Source organism: Methylobacterium litchii, assembly GCF_038442315.1.
GTDB classification, from domain to species: Bacteria; Pseudomonadota; Alphaproteobacteria; order Rhizobiales; family Beijerinckiaceae; genus Methylobacterium; species Methylobacterium litchii.
Map to the genome: position 1 here is coordinate 18,004 of NZ_JBBXMY010000023.1, position 23,500 is coordinate 41,503.

At 66.5% G+C, this 23,500-nt stretch carries 22 protein-coding genes; 10 read left to right on the plus strand and 12 right to left on the minus strand.

The window, feature by feature from the left end; genetic code table 11:
- Positions 1–58: 58 nt before the first annotated feature.
- The gene (locus tag AAHF99_RS24610; protein ID WP_111473360.1) at positions 59–466 is read right to left on the minus strand and encodes a winged helix-turn-helix transcriptional regulator; all 408 of its coding nucleotides are present in this window, start codon (positions 464–466) and stop codon (positions 59–61) included.
- A 111-nt stretch (positions 467–577) separates the two neighbouring features.
- On the opposite strand from AAHF99_RS24610, the gene AAHF99_RS24615 reads away from it, so the two are divergent.
- On the plus strand, positions 578–1,462 hold the full coding sequence (locus AAHF99_RS24615) for an SDR family oxidoreductase (RefSeq protein ID WP_342166986.1): 885 nt from the start codon (positions 578–580) through the stop codon (positions 1,460–1,462).
- A 166-nt stretch (positions 1,463–1,628) separates the two neighbouring features.
- On the opposite strand, the gene AAHF99_RS24620 is transcribed toward AAHF99_RS24615, so the two are convergent.
- Entirely contained in the window at positions 1,629–2,576 is a 948-nt protein-coding gene (locus AAHF99_RS24620) for a LysR family transcriptional regulator (RefSeq protein ID WP_342166987.1), read from the minus strand.
- A gap of 116 nt (positions 2,577–2,692) precedes the next feature.
- Here AAHF99_RS24620 and AAHF99_RS24625 point away from each other — a divergent pair, with 116 nt between their 5' ends.
- Genes AAHF99_RS24625 through AAHF99_RS24640 form a run of 4 tightly spaced genes read left to right on the plus strand, consistent with a single transcriptional unit; the run spans position 2,693 to position 5,463 of the window.
- On the plus strand, positions 2,693–3,301 hold the full coding sequence (locus tag AAHF99_RS24625) for a YceI family protein (RefSeq protein WP_342166988.1): 609 nt from the start codon (positions 2,693–2,695) through the stop codon (positions 3,299–3,301).
- A 21-nt stretch (positions 3,302–3,322) separates the two neighbouring features.
- A complete protein-coding gene (locus AAHF99_RS24630; protein ID WP_342166989.1) occupies positions 3,323–3,931 on the plus strand; it encodes a cytochrome b in 609 nt (202 codons plus the stop codon).
- Positions 3,928–4,506 carry a YceI family protein gene (locus tag AAHF99_RS24635; protein ID WP_342166990.1) on the plus strand — a complete coding sequence of 193 codons (579 nt, stop codon included), beginning with the start codon at positions 3,928–3,930 and terminating at the stop codon, positions 4,504–4,506. Before AAHF99_RS24630 ends, AAHF99_RS24635 begins: the two co-directional genes overlap by 4 nt.
- 27 nt (positions 4,507–4,533) lie before the next feature.
- Positions 4,534–5,463, plus strand: coding sequence for a VOC family protein (locus tag AAHF99_RS24640; RefSeq protein ID WP_342166991.1), 930 nt, complete (start codon positions 4,534–4,536; stop codon positions 5,461–5,463).
- A gap of 341 nt (positions 5,464–5,804) precedes the next feature.
- Here AAHF99_RS24640 and AAHF99_RS24645 read toward each other — a convergent pair whose 3' ends face one another.
- Positions 5,805–6,350, minus strand: coding sequence for a hypothetical protein (locus tag AAHF99_RS24645; protein ID WP_342166992.1), 546 nt, complete (start codon positions 6,348–6,350; stop codon positions 5,805–5,807).
- 683 nt (positions 6,351–7,033) lie between these two features.
- On the opposite strand from AAHF99_RS24645, the gene AAHF99_RS24650 reads away from it, so the two are divergent.
- Positions 7,034–7,495 (plus strand): DUF6641 family protein, encoded by a 462-nt coding sequence (locus tag AAHF99_RS24650; RefSeq protein ID WP_342166993.1) that lies wholly within the window; start codon positions 7,034–7,036, stop codon positions 7,493–7,495.
- A 187-nt stretch (positions 7,496–7,682) separates the two neighbouring features.
- On the opposite strand, the gene AAHF99_RS24655 is transcribed toward AAHF99_RS24650, so the two are convergent.
- On the minus strand, positions 7,683–8,552 hold the full coding sequence (locus AAHF99_RS24655) for a hypothetical protein (RefSeq protein WP_342166994.1): 870 nt from the start codon (positions 8,550–8,552) through the stop codon (positions 7,683–7,685).
- A 149-nt stretch (positions 8,553–8,701) separates the two neighbouring features.
- On the opposite strand from AAHF99_RS24655, the gene AAHF99_RS24660 reads away from it, so the two are divergent.
- The 4 genes from AAHF99_RS24660 to AAHF99_RS24675 all read left to right on the plus strand — a co-directional run bounded on the left by AAHF99_RS24660 (position 8,702) and on the right by AAHF99_RS24675 (position 12,206).
- Entirely contained in the window at positions 8,702–9,559 is an 858-nt protein-coding gene (locus tag AAHF99_RS24660) for a hypothetical protein (RefSeq protein WP_342166995.1), read from the plus strand.
- Positions 9,560–9,831: 272 nt separating this feature from the next.
- On the plus strand, positions 9,832–10,647 hold the full coding sequence (locus tag AAHF99_RS24665) for a DUF3658 domain-containing protein (RefSeq protein ID WP_342166996.1): 816 nt from the start codon (positions 9,832–9,834) through the stop codon (positions 10,645–10,647).
- A gap of 29 nt (positions 10,648–10,676) precedes the next feature.
- A complete protein-coding gene (locus tag AAHF99_RS24670) occupies positions 10,677–11,294 on the plus strand; it encodes a thioredoxin domain-containing protein (protein ID WP_412759946.1) in 618 nt (205 codons plus the stop codon).
- A 156-nt stretch (positions 11,295–11,450) separates the two neighbouring features.
- Entirely contained in the window at positions 11,451–12,206 is a 756-nt protein-coding gene (locus tag AAHF99_RS24675; protein ID WP_342166998.1) for an AAA family ATPase, read from the plus strand.
- A gap of 334 nt (positions 12,207–12,540) precedes the next feature.
- Here the strand turns inward: AAHF99_RS24675 and AAHF99_RS24680 are convergent, their stop codons facing one another.
- From AAHF99_RS24680 to AAHF99_RS24715, 8 genes are all read right to left on the minus strand, one after another.
- Complete coding sequence (locus AAHF99_RS24680; protein ID WP_342166999.1) at positions 12,541–13,503, minus strand: ABC transporter ATP-binding protein; 963 nt, start codon at positions 13,501–13,503, stop codon at positions 12,541–12,543.
- A 7-nt stretch (positions 13,504–13,510) separates the two neighbouring features.
- Positions 13,511–14,350, minus strand: a complete 840-nt coding sequence (gene ntrB / locus AAHF99_RS24685) for a nitrate ABC transporter permease (RefSeq protein ID WP_342167000.1) — start codon at positions 14,348–14,350, stop codon at positions 13,511–13,513.
- A 3-nt stretch (positions 14,351–14,353) separates the two neighbouring features.
- A complete protein-coding gene (locus tag AAHF99_RS24690) occupies positions 14,354–15,712 on the minus strand; it encodes a CmpA/NrtA family ABC transporter substrate-binding protein (RefSeq protein ID WP_342167001.1) in 1,359 nt (452 codons plus the stop codon).
- Between the two features lie 59 nt (positions 15,713–15,771).
- On the minus strand, positions 15,772–17,106 hold the full coding sequence (locus AAHF99_RS24695; RefSeq protein WP_342167002.1) for an FAD-dependent oxidoreductase: 1,335 nt from the start codon (positions 17,104–17,106) through the stop codon (positions 15,772–15,774).
- Positions 17,103–18,284 carry an acyl-CoA dehydrogenase family protein gene (locus AAHF99_RS24700; RefSeq protein ID WP_342167003.1) on the minus strand — a complete coding sequence of 394 codons (1,182 nt, stop codon included), beginning with the start codon at positions 18,282–18,284 and terminating at the stop codon, positions 17,103–17,105. Before AAHF99_RS24700 ends, AAHF99_RS24695 begins: the two co-directional genes overlap by 4 nt.
- 58 nt (positions 18,285–18,342) lie before the next feature.
- The gene (locus tag AAHF99_RS24705; RefSeq protein WP_342167004.1) at positions 18,343–18,894 is read right to left on the minus strand and encodes an OsmC family protein; all 552 of its coding nucleotides are present in this window, start codon (positions 18,892–18,894) and stop codon (positions 18,343–18,345) included.
- 206 nt (positions 18,895–19,100) lie between these two features.
- Positions 19,101–20,681, minus strand: coding sequence for a sigma-54 interaction domain-containing protein (locus tag AAHF99_RS24710; RefSeq protein ID WP_342167005.1), 1,581 nt, complete (start codon positions 20,679–20,681; stop codon positions 19,101–19,103).
- A gap of 72 nt (positions 20,682–20,753) precedes the next feature.
- Positions 20,754–23,210 carry a PAS domain-containing protein gene (locus AAHF99_RS24715; RefSeq protein ID WP_342167006.1) on the minus strand — a complete coding sequence of 819 codons (2,457 nt, stop codon included), beginning with the start codon at positions 23,208–23,210 and terminating at the stop codon, positions 20,754–20,756.
- Positions 23,211–23,500: the final 290 nt, after the last annotated feature.

Genomic DNA, 23,500 nt, shown 5'->3' on the forward strand with positions numbered 1-23,500 from the left:
AGCGGACATCGTCAAGGCGCCCGCTCCCAACCCTTTCGGACGCTAGGACCGTCTACTCCTAGGTACTTAGAGCAGCACCATCGAAATGAAGGCGAGCATCGACTACGGTTTGATGGTTAGCTTCAGCCCATTCGATCAAAATTTCCAGGGGGCCTAGAAGAGAACGACCCAGGTCCGCCAACCGATATTCAACGCTCGGCGGGCTCGTTGGGAATACATGGCGGGTGATGAGCCCATCGCGCTCCAGAGCACGCAGACACTGCGTCAACATTCGCTTCGAAATATCCGGGATGGACCGGTTCAGCTCGCCGAACCGCCGAGGACCGCCGGCCAGTGCGATCACGATCAAGGTCGTCCATTTGTCGCCGAGGTGATCGAGCACGTCCCGGACCGGGCAGCGGGCCGGATCGAGTCTCATGCGCTGCCAGCTATCGAACTTGCTGGCCAGCCCGTTCGCGTCGCTCATGCAGGCGGTTCCTTCCAAGTCACCAGGCTCCCAGAACCTGCCTCCTTACAGGCAATTCAGGTCTCATTTATAGACCTTGTGCGGAAAACGAACCGCTTAGGATTTTTCCCTATGACGCTCTCCTCGCACACCCGTCTGTTCGTAACAGGGGCCACCGGCCAACTTGGGCGCCTCGTCATTCAGGATCTGCTCCGGACCGTGCCCGCCGCACAGGTGATCGCTGGTGTCCGCGATGCCGGAAGCGAAGGGGCCAGGAAGCTGGCTGGGCTCGGCGTCGAGGTCCGCACGGCCGACTATGCCAGGCCCGACACGCTCGCCACGGCCTTCGAGGGCATCGAGCGGCTGTTGCTGATCTCCTCCAGCGAGGTCGGTCAACGCGCGGTCCAGCACCAGAACGTCATCGCCGCCGCCAAGGCTGCCGGTGTCCGCCTGATCGCCTACACCAGCCTCCTCCGTGCCGACACGTCTCCCCTGGCCCTCGCGGAGGAACACCGCGCCACCGAGGCGATGCTGGCGGCGTCGGGGGTGCCCCATGTCCTGCTGCGCAACGGCTGGTACACCGAGAACTATGCGGCCCCGATCCCTCCCGCGCTCGCACACGCCGTCTTCCTCGGCAGCGCGGGGGAAGGGCAGATCGCCTCCGCGGCGCGGGCCGACTACGCGGCGGCCGCAAGCATCGTGCTGACCGCCGAGACCGACCAGGGCGTGCGTATCTACGAATTGGCAGGCGACGAAGCCTATAGCCTATCCGACTTCGCCAAGCTCATATCCCAAGCCTCGGGCAAGGCGCTTGCCTACCGGAACCTGCCCGAGACGGATTTCAAAACCGCTCTGATCGGCGCAGGGCTACCCGACGCCTTTGCCGGCCTTCTGGCCGACTCGGATGCTGGCGCCGAGAAGGGCGCCCTCTTCGATGGCGGCCACCAACTCAGTGCGCTCATCGGTCGGCCGACCACCTCGACCTCATCCGTGATCGAGGCAGCACTTAAGGGTTGATCAGCAAACCCCCGCCGCCCGGGATAGGTACAAACCCCTCGTGGCGGCGCAGTCGGGTAAGAGACCGAGGCTATGAGGACACGCCGTCATGGCGCCGTTCCACACAGCCTCCACCCTGCGCCGACGCTGCTCGACGGCCGAGGAACGTCCCTGAGAACCGCTCGCATCAGGTGCCTTCGGCTTGGTCCGGCTCGACGGCGAAGCGCTTCATCATCTCGGAGCGAACGTGCTCGCGAAAGACGCGCACCCGTGCCGGTAATTCCCGGCCAGCGAGGCTCACGGCCCGGAGCGCCCCGCCCGCCGTCGCCCAAGGTGCCAGCACCCGTACGAGCGCCCCGTTCGCGACGGAGCCGGCCGCCACGGCGCTCGGCAGATGGCCGATGCCTGTCCCGGCCAGCGTCAGCCGGAGCACCGCGGCGAAGTCGCTCGCCCGGACGGCGGGGCTGAGCGCCACCTGTTCCGTCCGGCCCTGGCCGTCGCTGAGCATGATGCCCAGCGCCCCGGGCCTCTCGCGCGAGAGGATCAGGTCGTGCTCAGCCAGGGCCGCGAGGCTCGTCGGCGCCGGACGCCGCGCGAGGTAGTCCGGCGCCGCGTAGAGCCCGACCCAGAGACGCAGGATCAGCGCGGCCCTGTAGCCGGTCTCCTCCACATCGCCCAGGCGCAGGGCGAGATCGATCCGGTTGGCCGCGAGGTCGAGCCGCGCGTCCGTGTTGATCATATCGACCGTGATCTGCGGGTAGGCCCGGCGGAAGCTCGCGACGATCCCCGGCATCAGCTCGATGCCGAAATCGACCGAGGTCGTCACCCGGAGGTGGCCCGCAGGGACGGTGCGGGCGTCACGCGCGGTCTCGGCCGCCTCGTCGAGCAGCGCGAGGCTCTCCTGCACCTTGGCATAGAAGACCAGGCCCTCCGCGGTCGGCGACACCGCGCGGGGATGGCGGGCCATCAGGGTGGCGCCGAGCGCGGCCTCCAGGCGCGAGATGCGTCGGCTGAGGCTGCCCTTGGTCTCGCCCCGGCTCGCTGCGGCCGCCGTGACGGTGCCCAGGTCGACCACCGCGCAGAAGGCACGAAGGTCGTCCAATCCGCCGCCGAAGGTTTCCGTTTTCGCAACCATGTGGTTCCGGATAGCAGGCTCAAACTCGGCCGCCAACGTGGGTATCTCAGCGTCCTCGGCTCTCGCGGCCCTTCCCCAGGTGGGGCGGGTCGCCCGTTTCAGTCCCGGAGACACCCGTGAAGTCCATTCTCATCCCCGGCCTCGCCCTGGCCCTCTTCGCCACCCCGGTCCTGGCCCAGTCGCCGGCTACCCGCGACCCGGCCCAGATCCAGGCCGGCACCTACGCGGTCGACCCCGGCCATACCCAGGTTGGCTGGCGCGTGTCGCACATGGGCTTCTCGAACTATGCCGGCGGCTTCTCGGACGTGTCGGGCAGCCTCACCCTCGATCCGAAGAACCCCGCCGCCTCGAAGCTGTCGGTGAAGATCCCGGTCGCCTCGGTGACGACCACCAGCGCCAAGCTCACCGACGAGCTCAAGGGTGACCAGTGGCTGGACGCCGGGAAGTACCCGACCATGACCTTCGTCTCGACCAAGGTCGCGCCGGCCGGCAAGGACCACGCGAAGGTCACGGGTGACCTGACGCTCCACGGCGTGACCAAGCCGGTGACCCTCGACGTCACCCTGGTCGGCGCCGGCGCCAACCCGCTCAACAAGAAGTACACGGTCGGCTTCGAGGCAACCGGCACGCTCAAGCGCTCCGAGTTCGGCGTGAAGACCTACGTGCCGCTGATCGGCGACGAGCTGCACCTCACCATCGCCGGCGCCTTCGAGCGTCAGGACTGACCGACGGCTCGGAGGACGGCCATGGCAACCGGTGTGTCCGCACGGCGGTACTCCGCCGTGGCCATCCTGCTGCACTGGGCGAGCGCGCTCGGCGTGCTGGCCCTGATCGGCATGGGCCTGATCATGACGCATGCGGGACTGGCGCCGATGCGCCAGTTCCAGCTCTACCAGTGGCACAAGTCGGTCGGCATCACGGTGCTGGCCCTGACGGTCCTGCGGGTCCTCTGGCGCCTGACCCACCGGCCGCCGCCGCACCCGACCGGGATGCCGGCGCGGGAGCGCATGGCGGCCTCGACGGCGCACGGCCTGCTGTACCTGCTCCTCGTCGGGCTGCCCCTGACCGGCTGGGCCGTAGTGTCGCTGTCGCCGTTCAACATCCCGACGGTGCTCTACGGCCTCGTGCCCTGGCCGCACCTTCCCCTCGCCGCGTTCGTCCCGAACCCGGCGGTGGCGGAGGGCGTCCTCAAGCTGGTGCACGCCTACGGGGCGTGGCTGCTGACGGCGCTGCTCATCCTCCACGTGGCAGCCGCCCTGCGCCACCACTTCATCATCCACGACGACGTCCTGCGCCGCATGCTCCCGGCCCGTGCACCTTCGGTGCGGTCCGGGTCCCTGGAATCGAACCCATGAACACGCGCATCCTCTGCCTCGCGGTCGCCCTGTCGGCCGCCGCGGTTCCCGCGACCGCCGCCGAATGGGCGGTCGACCCGGCCAAGAGCACCATCAAGTTCTCCGGTGTGCAGGTCGGGGCGCCGTTCACCGGGCGCTTCGAGCGCTTCCAGGCCAAGATCGACTTCGACCCGGCCAAGCCCGAGGCCGGACACGCCGTCGTGTTGATCGCCCTCGCCAGCGCCAGGACGGGCGACGTCCAGCGTGACGAGGCCCTTCCGCAGAAGGACTGGTTCGACGTGAAGGGCGCAAACCAAGCACGCTTCGAGGCGGCCCGCTTCATCGATAAGGGCCGCGGCGACTACGAGGCGGTCGGGACCCTGACGATCCGGAGCACGAGCCGGCCCCTCACGCTGCCCTTCCATCTCACGCTCGACAAGGATCAGGCGCGGGCCACCGGCCATGTCGGTCTCGTCCGAACCGATTTCGGGGTCGGCCAGGGCCCCTGGGCATCGGGCCAGTGGGTCGGTCTCGACGTCGGGGTCGACATCGACCTCGCGGCCACGATCCAGCCCGCGCCCGCCGACGGCGGCTGACCGATTCCATAGCTCCGGAGCACTAGCATGACCCATGACAGCGAACGCCCGGCAGGAAGTGCGCCCGGGACTGAGCAGGGGGGTGGGACCTCGCCGAACGTCCCGGTTTCACTGCTGGACACCGCCCCCTACCGCGTCGGTAGCGTCGCCCTTGTCGTTCGAGACCTCGATGGCCTCGCCCGGTTCTATCGCGATACGCTCGGCCTCGCGACCATCTCGCGGAAATCCGATACGCTGCGCCTCGGGGTCGGGGCCACCGTCCTGCTGGAACTGCGGCACGATCCCGCTGCCCAGCCCTGGAGCCCGCAGCAGGCGGGCCTCTTCCACACGGCCTTCCTGCTCCCGAGCCGCGGCCACCTGGGCGCCTGGCTCGCCTACGCGGCGGAGCGCAAGATCCAACTCTCGGGCGCGGCCGACCACCTCGTCAGCGAGGCGGTCTACCTCATCGATCCTGAAGGGAACGGCATCGAGGTGTACGTGGACCGCCCGAGTTCCGAGTGGCCGCGTGCGGAGGACGGTGGCCTCGTCATGAGGAACGACCGGCTCGACCATGCCGGGCTCCTGCGCGCCGCCCCAGCCCCCTGGAGGGGCATGCCGGCGAGCGGTCGCGTTGGACACGTCCATCTCCAAGTCGGCGCTTTGGACGCCGCGGAGCGCTTCTACGCGGATCTGCTCGGGTTCGACATAATGTGCCGGTATCCGGGCGCGACGTTCCTCGGTGCCGGTGGGTACCACCACCAGCTCGCGACCAACATCTGGAACAGCCGGGGCGCCCCGGTGCGCCCTGCGGGCATGGCCGGTCTGGCCGAGGTCGAGCTCCTGATCGACAGGGGGACATTAGCTAAGGTTCGTGGGCGGTGCCTGGAGGGCGGATTGGCGATGACCGATGACGACGGTGCCTCCGTGCTTCACGATCCGTGGGGAACTCGCATCCGCCTCGTGCCATCGAGCGTGTGAACTTGAACGGTCGTTTACTGGAGAAACGTCAGGGCGGGAGTGCGACCCGAAAGGGTCCCTTCTGGGGCGTCTGCTCGGGGACGGCCAAAGATCGTTCCGGCCACGCGCCGAAAGTCTTGGATGGCAGACGAATGTCCGCTTTAGAGTAGCTCAAACGACGTTCTTGACGGCTGGGTTGGGTCGGTAGCAGGTTGTCCGCTTTTCCCGCGGACCTTCTCCGAAGCGGTCATTCCGCTATCGGCCACATCCAGCCGTGCCATAGACATCGAATGGCGTCTTTGCGGCCATCAGCCTGAATGCAGGGATTGTGAAACCCTGCACTTACCAAATTCCGCTAGCGATCAAGCTGGCTGCGCAGCTGACTGGGCACGTCGCTCGCGCTGAAGCTGCTTCGTGGCCCTCATGGCGGCGATCCGTTTGGCCTTGTGCTCGGCGCTCTGCTTCACACCTATGCGCGCTTCCCGAATGGCCTGTTTGTGAGCGTCTGAGAGCGCCTTTCCCCTTTTTGCGTCACCGATTTTACGCTTGGCAACATCCGTATGGGTGTCCCCGGCTTGAAGATAAAAGCGAAGCTTGCTCGAGTTGCGCTGCAGAATGCGTGCCGTCGTGGCGTTCATCTCTCCGGCTTCACGAGCCTCTTTGCTAATCCAGCTTAGGACCCATCCCTTATCGGGATGGCGCATCCGTCTGGTGAGCTTGCCGGTTTCAATTAGCTTAGCAACCTCCCTGAGTTTCCGCAGGCCCCAAAGATTGACATAGTCGGCAAAAGAAAGTGCAAAAATCTTTCCCCTGCTAACCTGGTAAGCCATCCGGCCACGGTAGTGTTTTTCAAGCCACTGCTGCGTGGCAGCCTGGGTTTCGAGCCAACTCTTGATTTCATGAGTCATTTTTCTCTCCTTGTTGTTACGCTAATATGGTCTTACAACGCCGGCAGGGCGTGCGTCGATATTTATGCCACATAGGTAAGAGCATAATATATCATCCGACTGACATTACATCATTGAATAACGACATAGGAAAGAACAATCTCTCTATAGAGAGATTATTCGTCACTAAGACGCTATCCAACGAAGTACTATCAGGCGTTGTCCGCGACGTTTCGCGTCGTGTCTGGCTCTTCAAGCCAGCCACTCGCGACAACGCCGTGGACGGGCTTTTCGCCCCTGCTGCTTTCGCACCCATCTTTCGATGGCTGCTCATGGCGCCACTTCGCTATCGCTCCGTGGAGAGCGCCATGAGCGGACTTCCAGTCTACCCATTTGGTTTTGTGGGCTATTGGCTTTGGGAGAGGGGGCTGCGGCGAGGCAGATGACCGCGGTCGCGCCAAAGAGTGCGAAATCCGAGCTTTTCTGAGCGCATTTACAAGGACTTCCAGCAGCGGTTTTGGCGGCGCAGTACTCTGGCACTCTGACCCAACAAGTCGATGAGAATACGCCTCAATCGTTCAGTTGCACTTCGCAGGTTTGGTTAATCCAGGCAAGCACCTGCCCCATTCTTTGGTTGAACGGCAGGATCACGGCAGTAGCGTCCCGGACATAGAGCTGATTGAGCTCACATGGAGGAGACGCAAATGTCCGTGCTGAAGACCCTCAAGCTGACTGCTGCCGCGCCAGTAGCCTCAGCCAACGATCCCCTAAGCCGTGCGCGCGAGAAGCTGCTGTGTCAGCTCGCCGAACAGAGGGACATGGTGAACGCGACCCTTGAGGGTCGCCTCTACGATCCGCCTAAAGTCGCTGCCCTACGCAAAGACGCGTCGGGTCAGCGCGTGCGGGTGGAGGTGAACCGGCGCGTGCGCAAGGGCTGGTTCCAGGATCAGGCCGGCACCGTGCATTTCATCATGCGGGTCGGTGGCAAGCCGCTGGAGTTGCAGCCGGGCAAGGCCGCCATCAGTATCGGCAGCTTGGACAAGCTGCCCGCCACGCTCGACGCGCTGATCACTGCGGTTCGTGCCGGAGAGTTGGATCCGCAGATCAAAGAGGCTGCCGCAGCGCGCGGTTTGATGATGTCCGAGCGGCGTAAGAAGGCCGCGTGATCTCAATGGCCATGGCGAACGGTGCTTGCAGCTGCGCCATGGCCGCACAAGCTGTTTTGTCCGTAATAGAGACTCTTTAGAATCCATGCGGCAGACGGCGCTGATGTGGTCGGGTCGAATGCCGCGATTTCGCAGATTTTCTGAGCGCGGCAACAAGAACTTAGCGGTGCGATTGGCCGCGAAGCTATCAATGTGCGGGCCCCTGCGGTTTGGACACCTGCACGTCGAAACACAGTGCTCGATCGAACAAATCAGCTTTTCGGTACTGCCGATCACGCTGCCAGGTCGGGGCGTTCGGGTCACCGATCATCTGCATCTCCAGCAGGCCGAACCAACTGAGCGGGCGCAGGACCCGGCTCTCGAAGGCGTATGCCGGGAAGTCCGCGTGGCCTTCGATCAGCGCCGGCTCCCACACCGTACACGACCGCATCAGGTCCTCGGGCAGAAACCACCTCTCCCCTGCCACGGACAAGCACCACAGCACGATGCCAATGTGGTTCTGCGGCCAGGCCTCGAACGGCACGCGATCGAAATAGCTGAGGTTTGTCTGCCAGAAGATGGTCGCGAAGAGTTTCGCGAAAAGCTCGGCGGCTGCCTCGGCCTCAGCGAGACCACTGCCGAGTTTGGTCACCAGCAGCCGCTTCTCGCGCTTCCGCAGCAACCTGGCGGTCTGCGCGGTCAGGCGGGTAAGCTCGACAGGCAGCACGTCGGCCTCGTTGAGCACCTTGTTCATGGCAAGCGCGTTGATTTTGTCGTAGCTGGGCCAGCTCATTGCGTCGAAAATTGCCCGCACATCGGCGCGGCTCAGTGCGCCGGTAGCGGTCAAGGTGAGGCCGTCGATTGCCTGGGCCCGCTGGATCATCAGCCGAGTGGTCGTGAGCAGCGGGGCGTCGGCAACGCTGCTGCTGTCGACGTCCGAGGCGAGGGTGATCGCTCGTGGCACGGTTTGGCCGCGACCCAGCAGCAGTGCGTCCAAGCTGGGCGGGGTCAGCATGGCCCAGATGGGCAGATCGGCCGGCGTCATCATAGCCTGCATCATCTCATCGGAAGCCGGCATGCGGTCAGTACCGCTGCAGGGCATTTGGAGCGCCGTCCTGTGCCGGTGCAGCACCCCGCGCAGCTGGGGTGCCCCTGGGGCTATCCCGGCGGTCCTGGAGCTTCCTACGCAATGGACGACACCCCCTGCTCACCAAGGTATCGCTGAACATGCTGCGGCGCTGGCTCACCAGCATTGGCTTCGGGATCGTTGCCGCTTGGTACGAAGGGCTCGATCCGCTCTCACCCTATCTTTACGAGTGGATCATCCTCGGCGGCATCGCTTTCTTCGGCGGTGGCCTCTTGATGGCAGCAGCTATCCTCCGCAGCGGATTGCTCGTGCTGATGGCGTTGGGTGCCGTCCCCCTGGCAATGGGTTACGCAGAGCGCCTCTTGGCCGAGGACATCAAGCCGAGGGCTGCCTTTTACCGCTACACCGAAGATCCACCCGTGGGGTTGGAGACCTGGGTCGAGGGCAGCTACTTGTACGGTCGAATCACGAACCGGCACCCGCGGGATTGGCTGCGCCTGGCTATGGTGTCCTGTCGACCGATCTATGCGAACGGCAATCTCAGCCTACGTGTTTTGAAGGTCTCTATCGGGGCCGGAGGTTGGATGGCGCCGGGGGAAATGGCTCAGGCGTCACTCGTCAGCGCAAATGGCCTTTCGTGGCAGCCCGGTTTGGCCATTGAGCGCACACGTTGCTGGGTCGGTTCTGCAGATATGTACGAGGCGTCGGCGTTCACGCCTGCGTTCACCTACTCAAAAGATAAGGATAACCGGTACGTTTTTCAGGTTAAGAACACCCGTAACGACGCCAACCTGACCCGGGTGTCATTCAGCTGCTGGGTCACCTTCGATAGTCGGCGCAGCAAGACGGACCTGATCGTGCGACCGTTGTACCAGGATGGCTCGACATACTCAGTCCCACCCGATGCGGAGATCGCCCTCTATAATGACGAATTGTTTGCCGGTAGACGCCTGGATAGCTGTATCGCGCGCGATGTTTCATGGTACGCGATCAGATAGCGCTACAGTTTGTGCAATCAACTTGTAATGATTTTTGGTGCGCGCCGGAAACTAGCCGTTCCGTTCTCGACCCAACATGGTCGTACACGCTCGTCACTGCTTCGCCCGAAACCGGACGTAGGACCGACGCTTCGCGAGGAGAAATGACGCCACCCGCAGGGTGCTGTCACCAAACGTTACACGGCAGCCCAGCAGGGTCACATCACAGCTACGTCGAGCGGTGACAACGCTTCCAGTCGGCCTGACCACTATGAGGCGATGGAGGATCACAGATGCCCGGTGAGGCCGAAGTCGTCCATGTGGTGTGGGGTGCGAGCAGGGCGGACACCATTCGAGAAGCCCTCCTGTCGCAGGGCGACGAAGCGCGGGTCATCGCGCTCTCGGGCTCCCTGCATTTCGGCCCCATCAATCCGCCGGACCCAGATGTTCGACACGCGTGGCTCAGAGCCGTCCTGCGACCCGATCCCTACGCCGACCAGCGCGAGGCAGAGGAGCCGTGGATGGAAGCCACGTCGGCCCGCGTGCATCCGGTCTACTGGGTCTGCATGAGTGACGCCGCCGAGCACGCCAGTTTTCTCGAATTCGCGTTCCGCATGAACGGCCGCCCGTTCGACATCATCGACGCCACGGCCCTCGACTTCGTCACGCGCGACGGCATCCGAAGGCCCTGGTCGCTCGGGATCATGCGCTGCGAGGACATCGTCGCGTCCGGCCTGAGGGATAAGCGGCGCGTCTTCACTCGGGCCGAGTGCGACGCCGCCGCCGCTGGGTGGGCGGCATTGAGGAGCGAGGATGCCCCGCTGCGCATCGTACGCGACGGTCGCTTGGTCTCGGCTCCCCTGACGTACTTCGACACCGTGCTCGTCTCCCAAGCCACACCGGACTGGGAGGTAGCCGCGAGAGTGATCGGGCGCACCATGCAGCACCTGACCGACGAGGTTGACCCACCCGGTCAGGTGGTAAGTGACATCGTACTATTCGGTCGTCTCCAGGCTCTTGGAGATGCAGGAGATCTTGAGATCAAGGGACCGGGACCGGGTATGCGCGAATACGAAGTCAGGACGCCCACCGCTCGTTTGCCAGCCTGAGGAAGACCAAGATGTGTCCTTTCGGCCATTTGGTCACCCGTCGCAGCCTGCTCGTCGGCGCGATGCTGAGCCCGGCTTTCGCCCCCGCCCTTGCGCAGGCGGCCCCCGTCGATGATCCGGCGTTGGCGGGGCCGCTGGGCGACATCTGGATCGGCTCGCCCGAGGCTAAGGTGACGTTTATCGAGTACGCCGCTGTGACCTGTACCCATTGCGCGGCCTTCCACAATGAGGTCTGGCCCGGCATCAAGGCCCGCTGGATCGATACCGGGCGGATGCGCTTTGCCCTACGCGGATACCCACTGAACCCGCTCGACACCGCCGCGTTCATGCTGGCCCGTGCCGACGGCGGCAAGAACTACTACCCGATCACGGACCTGCTGTTCGAGAGGCAGAGATCCTGGGCCTTCGTCGATAAACCGCTCGACGCGATGCGCGACCTCCTCCGGCAAGCTGGCTTCGACAGAGCCAAGTTCGATGCCGTGCTGGCGGACCAAGCTCTCTACGACCAAGTCAACGGCGTGCAGGCCGGGGCGATGAAAGTTCTGAATGTCCGTACAACGCCAACTCTGTTCCTGAACGGCGACCGTTACGTCGGTGCGCTGCCCGCCGACGTGTTCGACGAGATCGTCCGGAAGCTCCCGGGCTAGGGTCGGACCCGCGCGATCGGCCGCCCGATCTTTCATTTCTGGGCAAAGGACGCCTCACTAAACATTCCTGAAGCAGACCTTCCGTGAATTTGCTTTGGGTCGGTAGCGTCCGCTTCTTGGTGAGGGGCTTCAACGCAAAGCAGCAGAGAATGATCTATGGGCAGATACGGCCACAAAAATTTGCCGCCGCCATACCTGAAGAGGGTTTGGCTTGACGAAAATGCGATCTTTGCTAGAGGCGTTTATCCTTACTCGCTTCCGCTGTTCAAGAATGGTGCATTCGAGATCGTATTCGATCGCCCCATCACCATCATTGCTGGGGAGAACGGCGTCGGCAAATTAACGCTTTTGGAAGGTATTGCGGTACTCGCAGGGTTCGATGAGAGCGGTGGCGGTCCGGGATATCAGGCCATAGATAATTCCCGCGCGATCGAGACCGGCGGCGGAGGACTCGCGCGATCACTCAAGGCCGGTTGGTTGCCGAAGATCGGGCGCGGCTGGTTCTTTCGAGCGGAAAGTTTCTTCTCCGTCGCTCGCTATCTCGACGAGGCAGGCAGTCCGTCAGCCGACTTCCTGTCTCATTCGCATGGAGAAGGCTTCATCCGATTTTTCGAGGAGCGCTGCACGAAGCCCGGCATCTTCATATTCGATGAGCCAGAGTCTGCCTTATCGCCAAAGCGTCAGTTTGATTTTCTCAAGCTCCTGAACCGGATGGAGGCAGGCAATCAAAGCCAAGTGATTATTGTCACGCACTCACCGATCATCATGGGGCATCCAGGGGCACGATTGCTGCGGATGAGCCGATACGGATTGGAGCCAGCGGTACTGCAGGACACTGAGCATTTTCAGATCATGCGCCAATTCGTGGATGATCCATACGGCATGATCGAGGCCATGATCAGTGAAAAATAGGCCGTAGCGAGCCCGTCCGCTTATATGCATCGCCGTCCGAAAGCAGACCGGCAGAAACCCACCCAAAGCGGGCCGCAAAAGCGATAGTGGCACCCGCCTAAGCGGCCACTCTCGAAGGGCGTCAGCCATCTAACGGCGAGCTTGATTGATCTAGCGCACCGCTAGCGCAGCACCCTGGTCTCCCCTGCCCAATCAACAACTTAGCCGTGCTTGCGTTGAGATCATAATCCTTGTGTCGGGGGTTCAAATCCCTCCCTCGCTACCAATTCAGCAGCCCCGCTAAGCCCTTAGCGGGGTTTTTGTTTGCGTGCGCAATAGGCCGGCGGCGGGAGGATCAGGCCCGCAGGGCCGGCTTCTCGGCGGTGATCGCGGCGGCGTCCGCTTCGCTCAGGGACGGGCGCACCACCGGCGGGTGCATGGGATCGTAGCCCTCGGGCATCGCATCCCTCAGGGTGCGGGAGCGGGTCACGAGGAAGTCGATCAGGTGGTTGCGCAGGGCGTAATAGCCGGGGGCGTGGTGCAAGTGCGTCCGGTCCCGGTCCTTCGGCAGCGGGTTCTCGACGATCTCGGCCACCTTCGCCTCGGGGCCGTTGGTCATCAGCACGATCCGGTCGGCGAGGTAGATCGCCTCGTCCACGTCGTGGGTGATCATGAAGACCGTCTGCCCCGTCTCGACGCAGATCCGGCGCACCTCGTCCTGCAACGTGCCGCGGGTCAGCGCGTCGAGCGCCGAGAACGGCTCGTCCATCAGCAGGATCTTGGGCTCGATGGAGAGGGCGCGGGCGATGCCGACCCGCTGCTTCATGCCCCCCGACAGTTCCGAGGGCCGCTTGTGCTCCGAGCCCGCCAGGCCAACCGTGGCGATGGCCTTCCGGGCCCGCGCCTCGACCTCCGCCCGCTTCGCCTTCCGCCAGCGCGAGGAGACCGCGTAGGCCACGTTGCCGAGGACGCTGCGCCAGGGCAGCAGCGCATGGCCCTGGAAGATCACTGCTCGGTCGAGGCTGGTGCCCGCGATGGCCTGCCCGTCCACGATGACGACGCCCTCGCTCGGAGCTTCGAGCCCGGCGAGGATGTTCAGCACCGTGGTCTTGCCGCAGCCGGAATGGCCGATCATGCAGACGAACTCGCCCCGCCGCACCGGCAGCCACAGGTTCTCGAAGATCGTGGTCTGCTTGCCGCCGGGTGCCGGATAGCGCCGGGCGATCCCCTCGATGGAAATGAACTTGTCGGACGAGGTCGTCCGGCGGGGCTCGGCCATGGGGCGGGCCTGCCGGGCGAAGGGCAGAAGCGTGCTCATGCGGGCCTCATTCGGGGAAGGTGACGAGGGCTTGCGCGCGGGCCAGCAACTGGTCCAGCACCATGCCGACGAGGCCGATCACCAGGATCGACGTGATCACATTGGTGATCGACAGGTTGTTCCACTCGTTCCAGACGAAGTAGCCGATGCCGGTGCCGCCCACGAGCATCTCGGCGGCGACGATGACGAGCCACGCGATGCCGATGGAGATGCGCATCCCCGTCAGGATCGTCGGGGCCGCCGCCGGCAGGATCACCGTGAAGGCCCGGCGCACCGGCCCGACCTCCAGGGTGCGGGCGACGTTGAGCCATTCCTTGCGCGTGCTGGACACGCCGAAGACCGTGTTGATCAGCATCGGCCACAGGGCACAGATGAAGATCACGAAGATCGCCGAAAGGCTCGAATCCTTGATCGTGTAGAGGGCGAGCGGCATCCACGCCAAAGGCGAGACCGGCTTCATGATCTGGATGAACGGATCGAGCGCCCGGCTCATCAGGGGCGACATGCCGATGAGAAATCCAACCGGGATCGCCACCAGCACCGCCAAGCCATAGCCCAGTGCCACACGGCCGATGGAATAGGCGAGCTGGATGCCGATGCCCTTGTCGTTCGGCCCCCGGTCGTAGAACGGGTCCTTCAGGTGCTTCCAGATCGCCGCCCCGACATCGAGGGGGCCGGGCATGGCCGATTTGCCGGTGGTGGCGGTCTCGCCCATCAGGGCCGCGTATTCCGGGTCCATGGCTTCGGTCTTGCCGACGCCGCTCACCGCGATCTGCCAGCCGAACAGGACAAGGGCGAGGATGATGAGCGAGAGCGCCCCGGCCCTCAGCGGTAGCGAACGCTGCATGGCTCAGCTCGCACGCTTGATGGCGAAGGATTCGAGGTATTCCTTCGGCTTCGAGGGGTCGAAGGTTTTGCCCATCACCACGAAGGTCTTGTTGGTCGCCTCCGGAGGCGTCATCCCGTCCTGGCGCATCAGCTTGGCCGCGTCCGTGGCGCGGTAGACTTGGCGAGCCACCGCCGCGTAATCGATATCGCCCTTGATCTGGCCCCAGCGCTTCATCTGCGTCAGCGTCCAGATGGCGAAGCTCTCGTAGGGGAAGGGATCGAAGGCGATCCGCTTCGGATCCTTTTTCACGCTGCCTAGCCCGTCCGCGTAGGTGCCGGTGAGAACCTGCTCCACCACCGTCACCGGCTGGTTCAGGTAGTTGGCGGGGGCGATGGCGGCGGCGATCTCCTTCCGGTTCTCCGGCTTCGAGGCAAAGGCGGTCGCCTGGAGGACGGCGCGCAGCAGCGCGGCCGTGGCGTTGGGCATCTCGCGGATCGTGTCCTGCGCCACCGAGAAGGAGCAGCAGGGATGCCCGTCCCAGATCTCCTTCGACAGGATATGGATGAAGCCGACGCCGTCGTAGACCGCCCGCTGGACCAAGTTGTCGGGGGCGAGGAACCCGTCGATGTTGTCCGCCCGCAGGTTGGCGACCATCTCGGGCGGGGGCACGAGGCGCAATTGCACATCGGTGTCGGGGTCGATCCCATGCTCGGCGAGGTAGTAGCGCAGCAGGTAATTGTGGTTCGAGTAATCGAACGGGATCGCGAGCTTGAAGCCTTTCCAGTTCTTCGGGTCCCGGTTGTCCTTGTGCTTGTTGGCGAGGCAGATTGCCTGCCCGTTGACGTTTTCGATGGCCGGGACCGCGAAGGGCACGGGGTTCGAGCCGAGGCCCAGGGTGAGGGCGAGCGGCATCGGCGCCAGCATGTGGGCGGCGTCGTATTCCTTGTTCAGGGTCTTGTCGCGCACCACCGCCCAGCCGGCGGTCTTTACGACATCGACGTTGAGCCCCTGCTTCTCGTAGAAGCCCATGGGCTTGGCCATGATGATCGGCGTGGCGCAGGTGATCGGGATGAAGCCGACCTTCAGGTCCGTCTTCTCCGGCTTACCCGCTTCCGCGAAGGCCTCGGCGACGAAGCCCGTCGGCAGGAACTGGTTCACGGCGGCCACCGCCGTCGCGAGGCCGACGCTGCGCAGGAAGGCCCGGCGCTCGGTGGCGTGCGGGAACAGCGCCCGCATCATCGTCGCCTCCACGGCTTGCGTGATGGCGGCGTCGCCCGAGGGGAGCGCCGCCTCGTGGGCGGCCTGATCCGCATGGCCCCCGCAGGAGCAACCGCCCCGGAGGCGACGCGGGGTGCCGAAGGGATTGTCGAACAGGGCCATCGCGATCTCCGGCGGGGTAGTCTCAGAAACTCTCAGCAACACTTGCGCCAACAGCGGCGCTAGGCGGCCAGCCAGGCGACGACCTCGCCGCCCTGGCGCTGCTCCATCGCGAGCCGGCGCTCGCTCTCCTCGGTGACGTGCCAGGGGGCGCCGGCGACGGGCACGCCGTGAAGCTCGATCGGGGCCGAGCGGGTCTTCAGGCGGATGACGGGGGCGGCATGGGCATAGCCGGGGCTCTCCCGGCCGAGGATCGCCCGCGCGATCACCTGGGCCTGCCGCGCCACCGGCTCGATGTAGCGGCAGGGGCTGCCGGCGAGGCTGATGCAATCGCCGAGCGCGAAGATATCGGGGGCGCTGGTGCGCAGGGTCGCCGGATCGACGGCGATGCCCTTGTCGAAGGCGATCCCGGCCCCGCGCACGAGGCGGGAGGGCGTCGCGAGCCCGGTCGCGGCGATGACGGTCTCGGCGACGAGGCTCGTCCCCTCCGCGAGGGCGAGGGCGATGTCGCCCTCCTTCCGGCGGGCGAGGCCGTTCACCAGGGTGCCGCCGAGGAAGCGCACGCCGAGCCCGCCGAGCCCGGCCAGGAGACGGCATGCGGCCTGTTCCGGCAGGAGTTCGGGCAGGGGCCGCGCCTCGGCCCCAATGAGCGTCACCGTGTGACCGGCCCGCGCCAGATCCTCGGCCAACTCGCACCCGACCAAGCCGGCGCCGATGATGGCGACGTTGCGCGGCCCCTGCGCCAGTACGGCATGCAGGCCGGACCATGCGGCGAGGTCGTTCACCCGCCAGCACAGGGCGGGGTCGAGGCAGGCGGGCAGGGCGGGGCGGGCGCCGTGGGCGAGGACGAGGTGGGTGTAGGGCAGGGTGCCGCGCGTGGTTCGCAGGCTGTGCCGCTCCGGCGAGAGGCCGATGGCGAAGGTCTCGCTCATGAGCCGCGCGCCGAGGCGGGAGGCGGCTTCCGCGCCCGTCTCCCGGCGCAGGTCGGAGGGCGAGAGGCCGCGCCCAAGGGCGATGGAGAGTTCCGGCTTGTGGTAGAGGTCGCCGCCGCAGGCGGTCACGAGGGTGATCGGGATCTCGGCGTCCTCGGCGCGGATCGCCTCGGCCGTGCTCCAGCCGGCGAGGCCGGCGCCGACGATCACCACGCCCGGCCGCCGCAGCGGCGCGACCGCCACCGGCGCCGCCGCCACGGAAGCACGACGCTGGTAGGGCTCGAAATCCGTTTTGGTCACACCGCAGATCGGGCAGGCCCAATCGTCGGGAATGTCGGCGAAGCGCGTGCCGGGGGGCAATCCGCCATCCGGGTCGCCCTCGCCCTCGTCGTAGATCAGCCCGCAGGCCCGGCAGAGGAACTGTTTCCAGGGGCCGAGGCCGTCCGTGGGTTCGGGAGCGCTCATGTCCGGCCCCCGGTGGCGGCCGGCAGGATGTCGCGCGAGAGCCGCGCCATCTCCCAGCGCAGGTGCTTGATCGCCGGGGTGACGATGGCGACGAAATGCGCCTCCCGGATGCGCCGCTGCGGCGCCGCCGACATTAGGTAGCCCCGCGCCCCCTGGTGCAGCAGCGCCGATTGCGAGGCGCGCAGCGCCAGTTCGGCCACCTGGGCGCGGGCGTCGAGGACGTCGATCAGGTAGTCGGTCGCGCCCTCGAAGGGCGTCTCGGCGAGGCGCATCACGCGGGCGCGCAACTCGGCGAGTTCGGCGGTGATGGCGTCGGGCCGGTCGTGGAGGAACTGGTTGACGTGGCCGAGGGGCTCCTCGACCGCCTGCATGGAATCGAGGCTGCCCTCGGTGACGCCGAGGCCCATGCCGCATTGGAGCAGGATGAAGGCCGCGCGGATGCGGCCGATGAAGGGTCGGGCCGGGTCGGCGATCAGGTCGTCCTGGCCGACGAAGTACTCGTCCAGGCGCAGGCCCCAGGTGCTGGTGCCCTCCATGCCGGAGAATTGCGGGCAGGGCCGCAACTCGGCGCAATCGCAGGCCAGCAGGAACATGATCTCGTGGCTGATCGCCTCGCCCGCGCCGACCACACCCGCGATGGCCCCGCAATACTGGCCGGGCCCGATATGGCTGACCCAGGGCAGCATGCCGCTCACCCGGTAGCCGCCGGGGACGCGGCGGGCGCGGAGCAGGATCGGCTCGATCCCGGCAAACGCCTTCATCGGGTTGGACAGCGCGGTGCCGCCGAAGGTCCGGCCGGTCAGGTGATCGTCGAGCACGGCGTCGGTCAGCGCCGGGTTGCCCGATTGTTCGAGGTAGAGGCCGCAGACATCGTGGCACCACATCAGGAAGCCGGTGGCGCCGCAGGCGCGGCTGGCGGCCTGCATCGCGGCGAGGGAGAGCCCGAAGCGCCCGCCGTGCCGGTCGAGATGGACGCCGAGCGCTCCTGCCGCGCCGAGCTGGCCCATGATGTCGAGGGGGTAATCGCCGTGGTCGATGCTCGTCGCCGCCGCGCTCAAGGGGCCTTCGGCAATGGCCGTCGTCCGGGCGAGGACGGCCTCGTCCGTCCAGTCGGGGCCGACCGCCGACGCCGCCCCGATGGGGGCCTCGACCAACCGAAGAGCGGGTGCGCTCGCCATCGTGCCGTCTCCTCTGGAGGGGGAAAGAGGCGGGGCGCCGAGGGCCCCGCCGCAGGGGTCAGCCGGCGAGGCCGATCGTGAAGGGGATCGGGTTGCGCATGGAATTCGCCACCGGGGAGTAGGCGTTCGCATGGCGGACGATCTCGTCGAGTTCCTCGCGGGAGGCGTCGCCCTCGATGGTCACGGCGACGCGGATCTCCTGGAAGCCCATGTCCGCCGGGGCCTTTTTGGCACCGCCGGCACCCCAGGCGGCCGGGTTGCCGATATCGCCTTCAAGATGCAGTTCGAGACGCGACAGGCGGACCTGCTTCCAGGTCGCCACGGCGGTGATGCCCACCGCGAGGCAGCCGCCCAGGGCCGAGAGCACGATCTCGCCGGGGGCCGGCGCGGTGTTCTCGCCGAACAGGTGCAGGGGCTCGTCCACCACGACGGGCTGGTGGTCGCCGACATAGCTCAGGGTGCGGTACTGGCCATCGACGACGGTGTGCACCTTGTTGGTGCCGCGCGAGCCCGGATTGTTGCGGCCCTTCTCCGCGAACTGCATCAGCCCGTCGCGGTCGATCGGGCGGAGATAGGCCGTGACGGTCTTGGGGGCGGCGCTGGTGCTCATGGCGAGGGATCCTCCTTGCGCGAGCCCTGCCGGGCCCGGCTCGGCAGGGGTTTGGCAAGCCCGATGCCAACGCTCAAGGTGTGTCGAAAATTCTGAAAGATCGTTCTCCGGCAACAGCTTGCGCGGAGAAGGACGTTACCGCGCTGAGGCCCGGCGGCAGGCATTGTCGACACTTTGTCGACAATGCCGGACTTTGTCCGAGTCGCTCAGCATGCCGCCTGGAGCTTGCGCCAGCGGTAGGAGAATTGCCGCTCGGTCAGGCCGAGGCGCTGGGCGGCGCGGGTCTTGTTGCCCCCGGCCTGGGACAGGGCGATGCGCAATTGCTCGTGGTCGTGAGAGCTCGCAGGGAGGTAGGGGCGGATCGGCAATCCCCGTTCCGGCGCCGGCCCCGGCAGTGACTGCGACGTGGCGAAACCCGCCATCCTGTCCCCTTCGAGCAAGGGCCGCAGGTCGTCGGTGTCGAGGACGCCGTCCCCGGAGAGGAGGACTAGCCGCTCGATGAAGTTGGCCAGTTGCCGGATGTTGCCCGGCCAGGGCTGCCGGGCGAGGGTGCCGAACGCCGCCTGCGTGAGGTTCACGTTGCGCTGGTTGTCCTGGTTCGCCTTCGTGAGGAAGTGGAGGACGAGGTCGGGGATGTCGCTGCGCCGCTCGGCGAGCGGGGGCAGGGTGATCGGCACGACGTTGAGCCGGTAGAACAGGTCCTCCCGGAAGCGGCCATGGGCGACCTCGGCGGCGAGGTCGCGGTTCGTGGCGGCCACGAGGCGCATGTCCACCCGGATCTCCCGCTTGCCGCCCAGGCGCACCACCGTGCCTTCCTGCAGGGTGCGCAGCAGCTTGGTCTGCAGGACGGCCGGCATCTCGCCGATCTCGTCGAGGAAGATGGTGCCGCCGCTCGCCTGCTCGAACCAGCCGGCCCGCGCCTCGACTGCGCCCGTGAAGGCCCCCCGCTCGTGGCCGAACAATTCGGATTCGAATAGGCTGTCGGGGATGGCGGCGCAGTTCACCTTGATGAACGGCCGGTCCCGCCTCGGGCTCGCGAGGTGCAGGGCGCGGGCGAACAGCTCCTTGCCGCTGCCGGATTCGCCGAGCAGCAGCACGCTCGCCGTCGCGTTCGCCACCTTCTCCACCTGCCCGAGCGCCCGCAGCAGGGCGGGGGAGGTACCGATGATGCCGTAGCGGGCGCGCTTGATGCGCAGCTCCCGCGCCAGCATGTCGTTGTGCTCCTCGAGCGCTCGCGTCTTCCGCTCCACCCGCTCGTTCAGGGTCAGCAACTGGCTGACCATGGTGGCGATGATCCGCAGGATCGTCAGGTCGTCGGAGAGCGCCCGCTCCCGGTGGCGGATGCGGTGGCAGGCGATGGCGCCGACGGTCCGGTGATCGACGCGGATCGGCAGCGCCAGGAACGAGACCGCGCCCCTCGGAAGCCGGGCGCGCTCGACCGCCCGGCCGAGGAAGATCGGGTCCTTGTCGATGTCCTGCACGATGATGAGGTGGCCGTCCTTGATGACGCGGCCGGTGATGCCTTCGCCCGCCGCGTAGCGCCCCCGGGCGGCCTCCTCCCGCGTCAGGCCGTAGGAATAGGCGATGCGGTAGCCGTCCCCCTCCGGGTCCTTGAGGACGATCCGTCCCCGGTTAAGGCCGACGATCTCCGAGAGGAGATGCAGCATCTCGCGCGCGACCTGATCGAGGTGGATGCCCTTGCCGATCAGGTTCATCACCTCCTGCAGCAGGAACATCTCCTGGGTGCGCCAATGCGCGGAGGACGCACCCCTGACTCGTTCATCCATCCCGCGGCGCCTTCCAAGGTCTCCCTGGCGGCGGATGGTCTGCAAGCTTCGTGCAATCGCCCGCGCGGGATCTCAGCCGCTGGCGGCCCTCCGGTTCAGGACGCCGCGCAGGGCGCGGGCAACCTGCTGGGCGCTGTAGGGCTTGCGCACCAGCTCGAAGCCATGGGCGTCGTCCCGGGCCAGCGTGTCGCTGTAGCCGGTGGTGAGGATCACCGGCAGGTTCGGGTGCTCGGTACGGAGCCGCCGGGCCAAGGCGACGCCGCCCATCCCCGGCATGACGACATCCGAGAAGACGGCATCGAACCGGAACGGCACTCGCTCCATTTCGGAGAGCGCCGCCTCGGCGTTGTGCGCCCAGACGGTCGAGTGGCCCAGATCCTCCAGAAGCTGGGTGCAGAACCGCCCGACCTCGAGGTTGTCCTCCACCACCAGCACGCAGAGCGGGCGCCCGTCGGTCTGCCCGTCATCCGCGCCGGTATCGGTCTCCGTCGGGAGCGGCGGGGCATCGACCTGGGGCAGGTAGAGGGTGAAGGTCGCCCCCCGGCCCGGCCCGCTCACGACCTCCACGTCGCCGCCGGATTGCTTGGTAAAGCCGATCACCTGGGAAAGCCCGAGCCCGGTGCCCTTGCCGACATCCTTGGTGGTGAAGAACGGCTCGAAGATCCGCACCAGCAGATCCGGCGCGATGCCCGGCCCTTCGTCCGTCACCGAGATGGCAGCGAACGGCCCCGGCGCGCCCGCATGTCCGCGAATGGACGGCAGCGCCGTCCCGCAGGCGAGCCGGAGGGTCAGCGTGCCCTCGCCATCCATCGCGTCGCGGGCGTTCACCGCGAGGTTGACCAGGGCCGTCTCGAACTGGCTCGGGTCGGCCCGCACGTGGCAGGGCCCGTCGGGGACCTCGGTGACGATGCGGATGCGCGCTCCCGTCACGGCATTCAGCATGTCGGCCACGCCGCCGAGGCGTTCTCCGACGTCCAGCACCTCGGGGGCGAGGGGCTGGCGGCGGGCGAAGGCGAGCAGCTGGCTGGTCAGGCGGGCCGCACGGTCCACCGTGTCGGACACCGCCTCCAGGTAGCGGGTGCGCCGCTCCTCCGCGAGGTTCGGCCGGCGTAGGAACTCCACCGACGAGCGGATGATCGTGAGCAGGTTGTTGAAGTCGTGCGCCACGCCGCCGGTCAGCTGGCCCACGGCCTCCATCCTCTGGGCATGACGCAGCGCCTCCTCGGCGCGGGCCAGTTGCTCCTCGCTGCGCAGGCGCTCGCTGACGTCCTGTGCGTATTGGAAGGCGCCGAGGCGCCGTCCCTGCGCATCCCGCAGCGTCGTGAACTTCAACTCGTAGCAGTGCCGAGTCCGGGCCGGGTCGCCGAACTCCGCGATGATCGTGAACTCCTCGCCCGAGAGCGCCCGCGACCAGACGGCGTGCACGGCGTCCCGGTGCTCGGGATGATCCGCCAGCAGGTCGAGCAGGTTGTCGCCCGCCCTGGGCCGGATGCCGTAAAGCGCTTCGAACTCGCGGGCATAGGCGGCGTTTACGGCGAGGAACCGGTAGCCAGGATCTAGGACGCCGACGAGGGCGTCGGTGGTCTCGAACACGTCCGCCCAGAGCTTGCGCTCGGACAGGGCCTCCGCGACCCGTCGCTCCAGCGTCGCGTTCATCTCGCGGAGGCCGTCCTCCGCGAGCTTGCGGTCGTGGATGTCCTCCACCACGCCGTACCAGCGGAGGATGGCGCCGTCGTCCCCGCGTCGCGGCTGGGCGCGGGCGCGCATCCAGCGGGACGTGCCGGTGCGCGCGTCGCGGATGCGGTAATCGACATCGACCGGCTCGCCCGAGGCGAGGCATTGCGTGAACACCGTGACGGTCCAGGGGACGTCGTCCGGGTGTAGGGCCTTGATCCACCCCGCGCCGTCCAGCTCGCCGGGGGCCTGCCCCGTCAGATCGAGCCAGCGCTTCGAGTAGGAGGTGATGTTGCCCTGCGGATCGCAGGTCCAGGGCACCTGGGGGTTCAGTTCGACCGTATGGCGGAAATGGTCCTCGCTCTCCCGCAGGCGGGCCTCGCCGCGCACCCGCGCCGTGGTCTCGGCGGTGACGCAGAACAGGCCGTTCACCCCGCCGAATTCATCCAACACGGGCGAGTAGGTGAAGGACCACCAGCCCTGTTCGGAGGCCCCGTCCCGCGACAGGTCGAGCATGACGTCCGTGAGGGTCTGGCTCTCGCCCGCGAGAGTCGCCGCCACGAGCGGTTCGATCTCGTCCCAGATGCTGGCCCAGACCTCGCGGAAGGGGCGCCCGAGGGCTTCGTTCAGGCGGTAGCCCAGCATCGGCCGGTAGGCGTCGTTGTAGAAGCACCGCAGGTCCGGCCCCCAGGCGAGGAACATCGCGGTGGGGCAGGGGAGCATCAGCGCGAGCGCGCTCCGCAGGGCCGGCGGCCACGCCTCAGGCGGGCCGAGCGGGTTCGCCGACCAATCGTGGGCGCGGATCTCGGCGCCCGTCAAACCTCCCGGAGGCAGGAACCGGAACGGGTCAGCCACGGGAGTCGCGACCCTTCCAAGGGGCTTCCACCCGGACGAACGTGTTGCCGTGCATAGCTGTCGTCATGCCCACTGCATCGATGCCGGCACGAGTCGACCTCGCCCGGCACTCGACGCTCCCGCGAGATCGGCGCCAAGGAAAGCCAACCCAAGTTTATAGGGAACCCCCCAAAGCGCCCGTTGGTCCCGCACGACCGAACGCCATTGAAGGCAGGAGTCTCGCTGACGCTTTCGCCCGACTGCATGACTTTTAGGCAAGCCTGCTCTGCAACCAAGGGGCGCAGATTTCC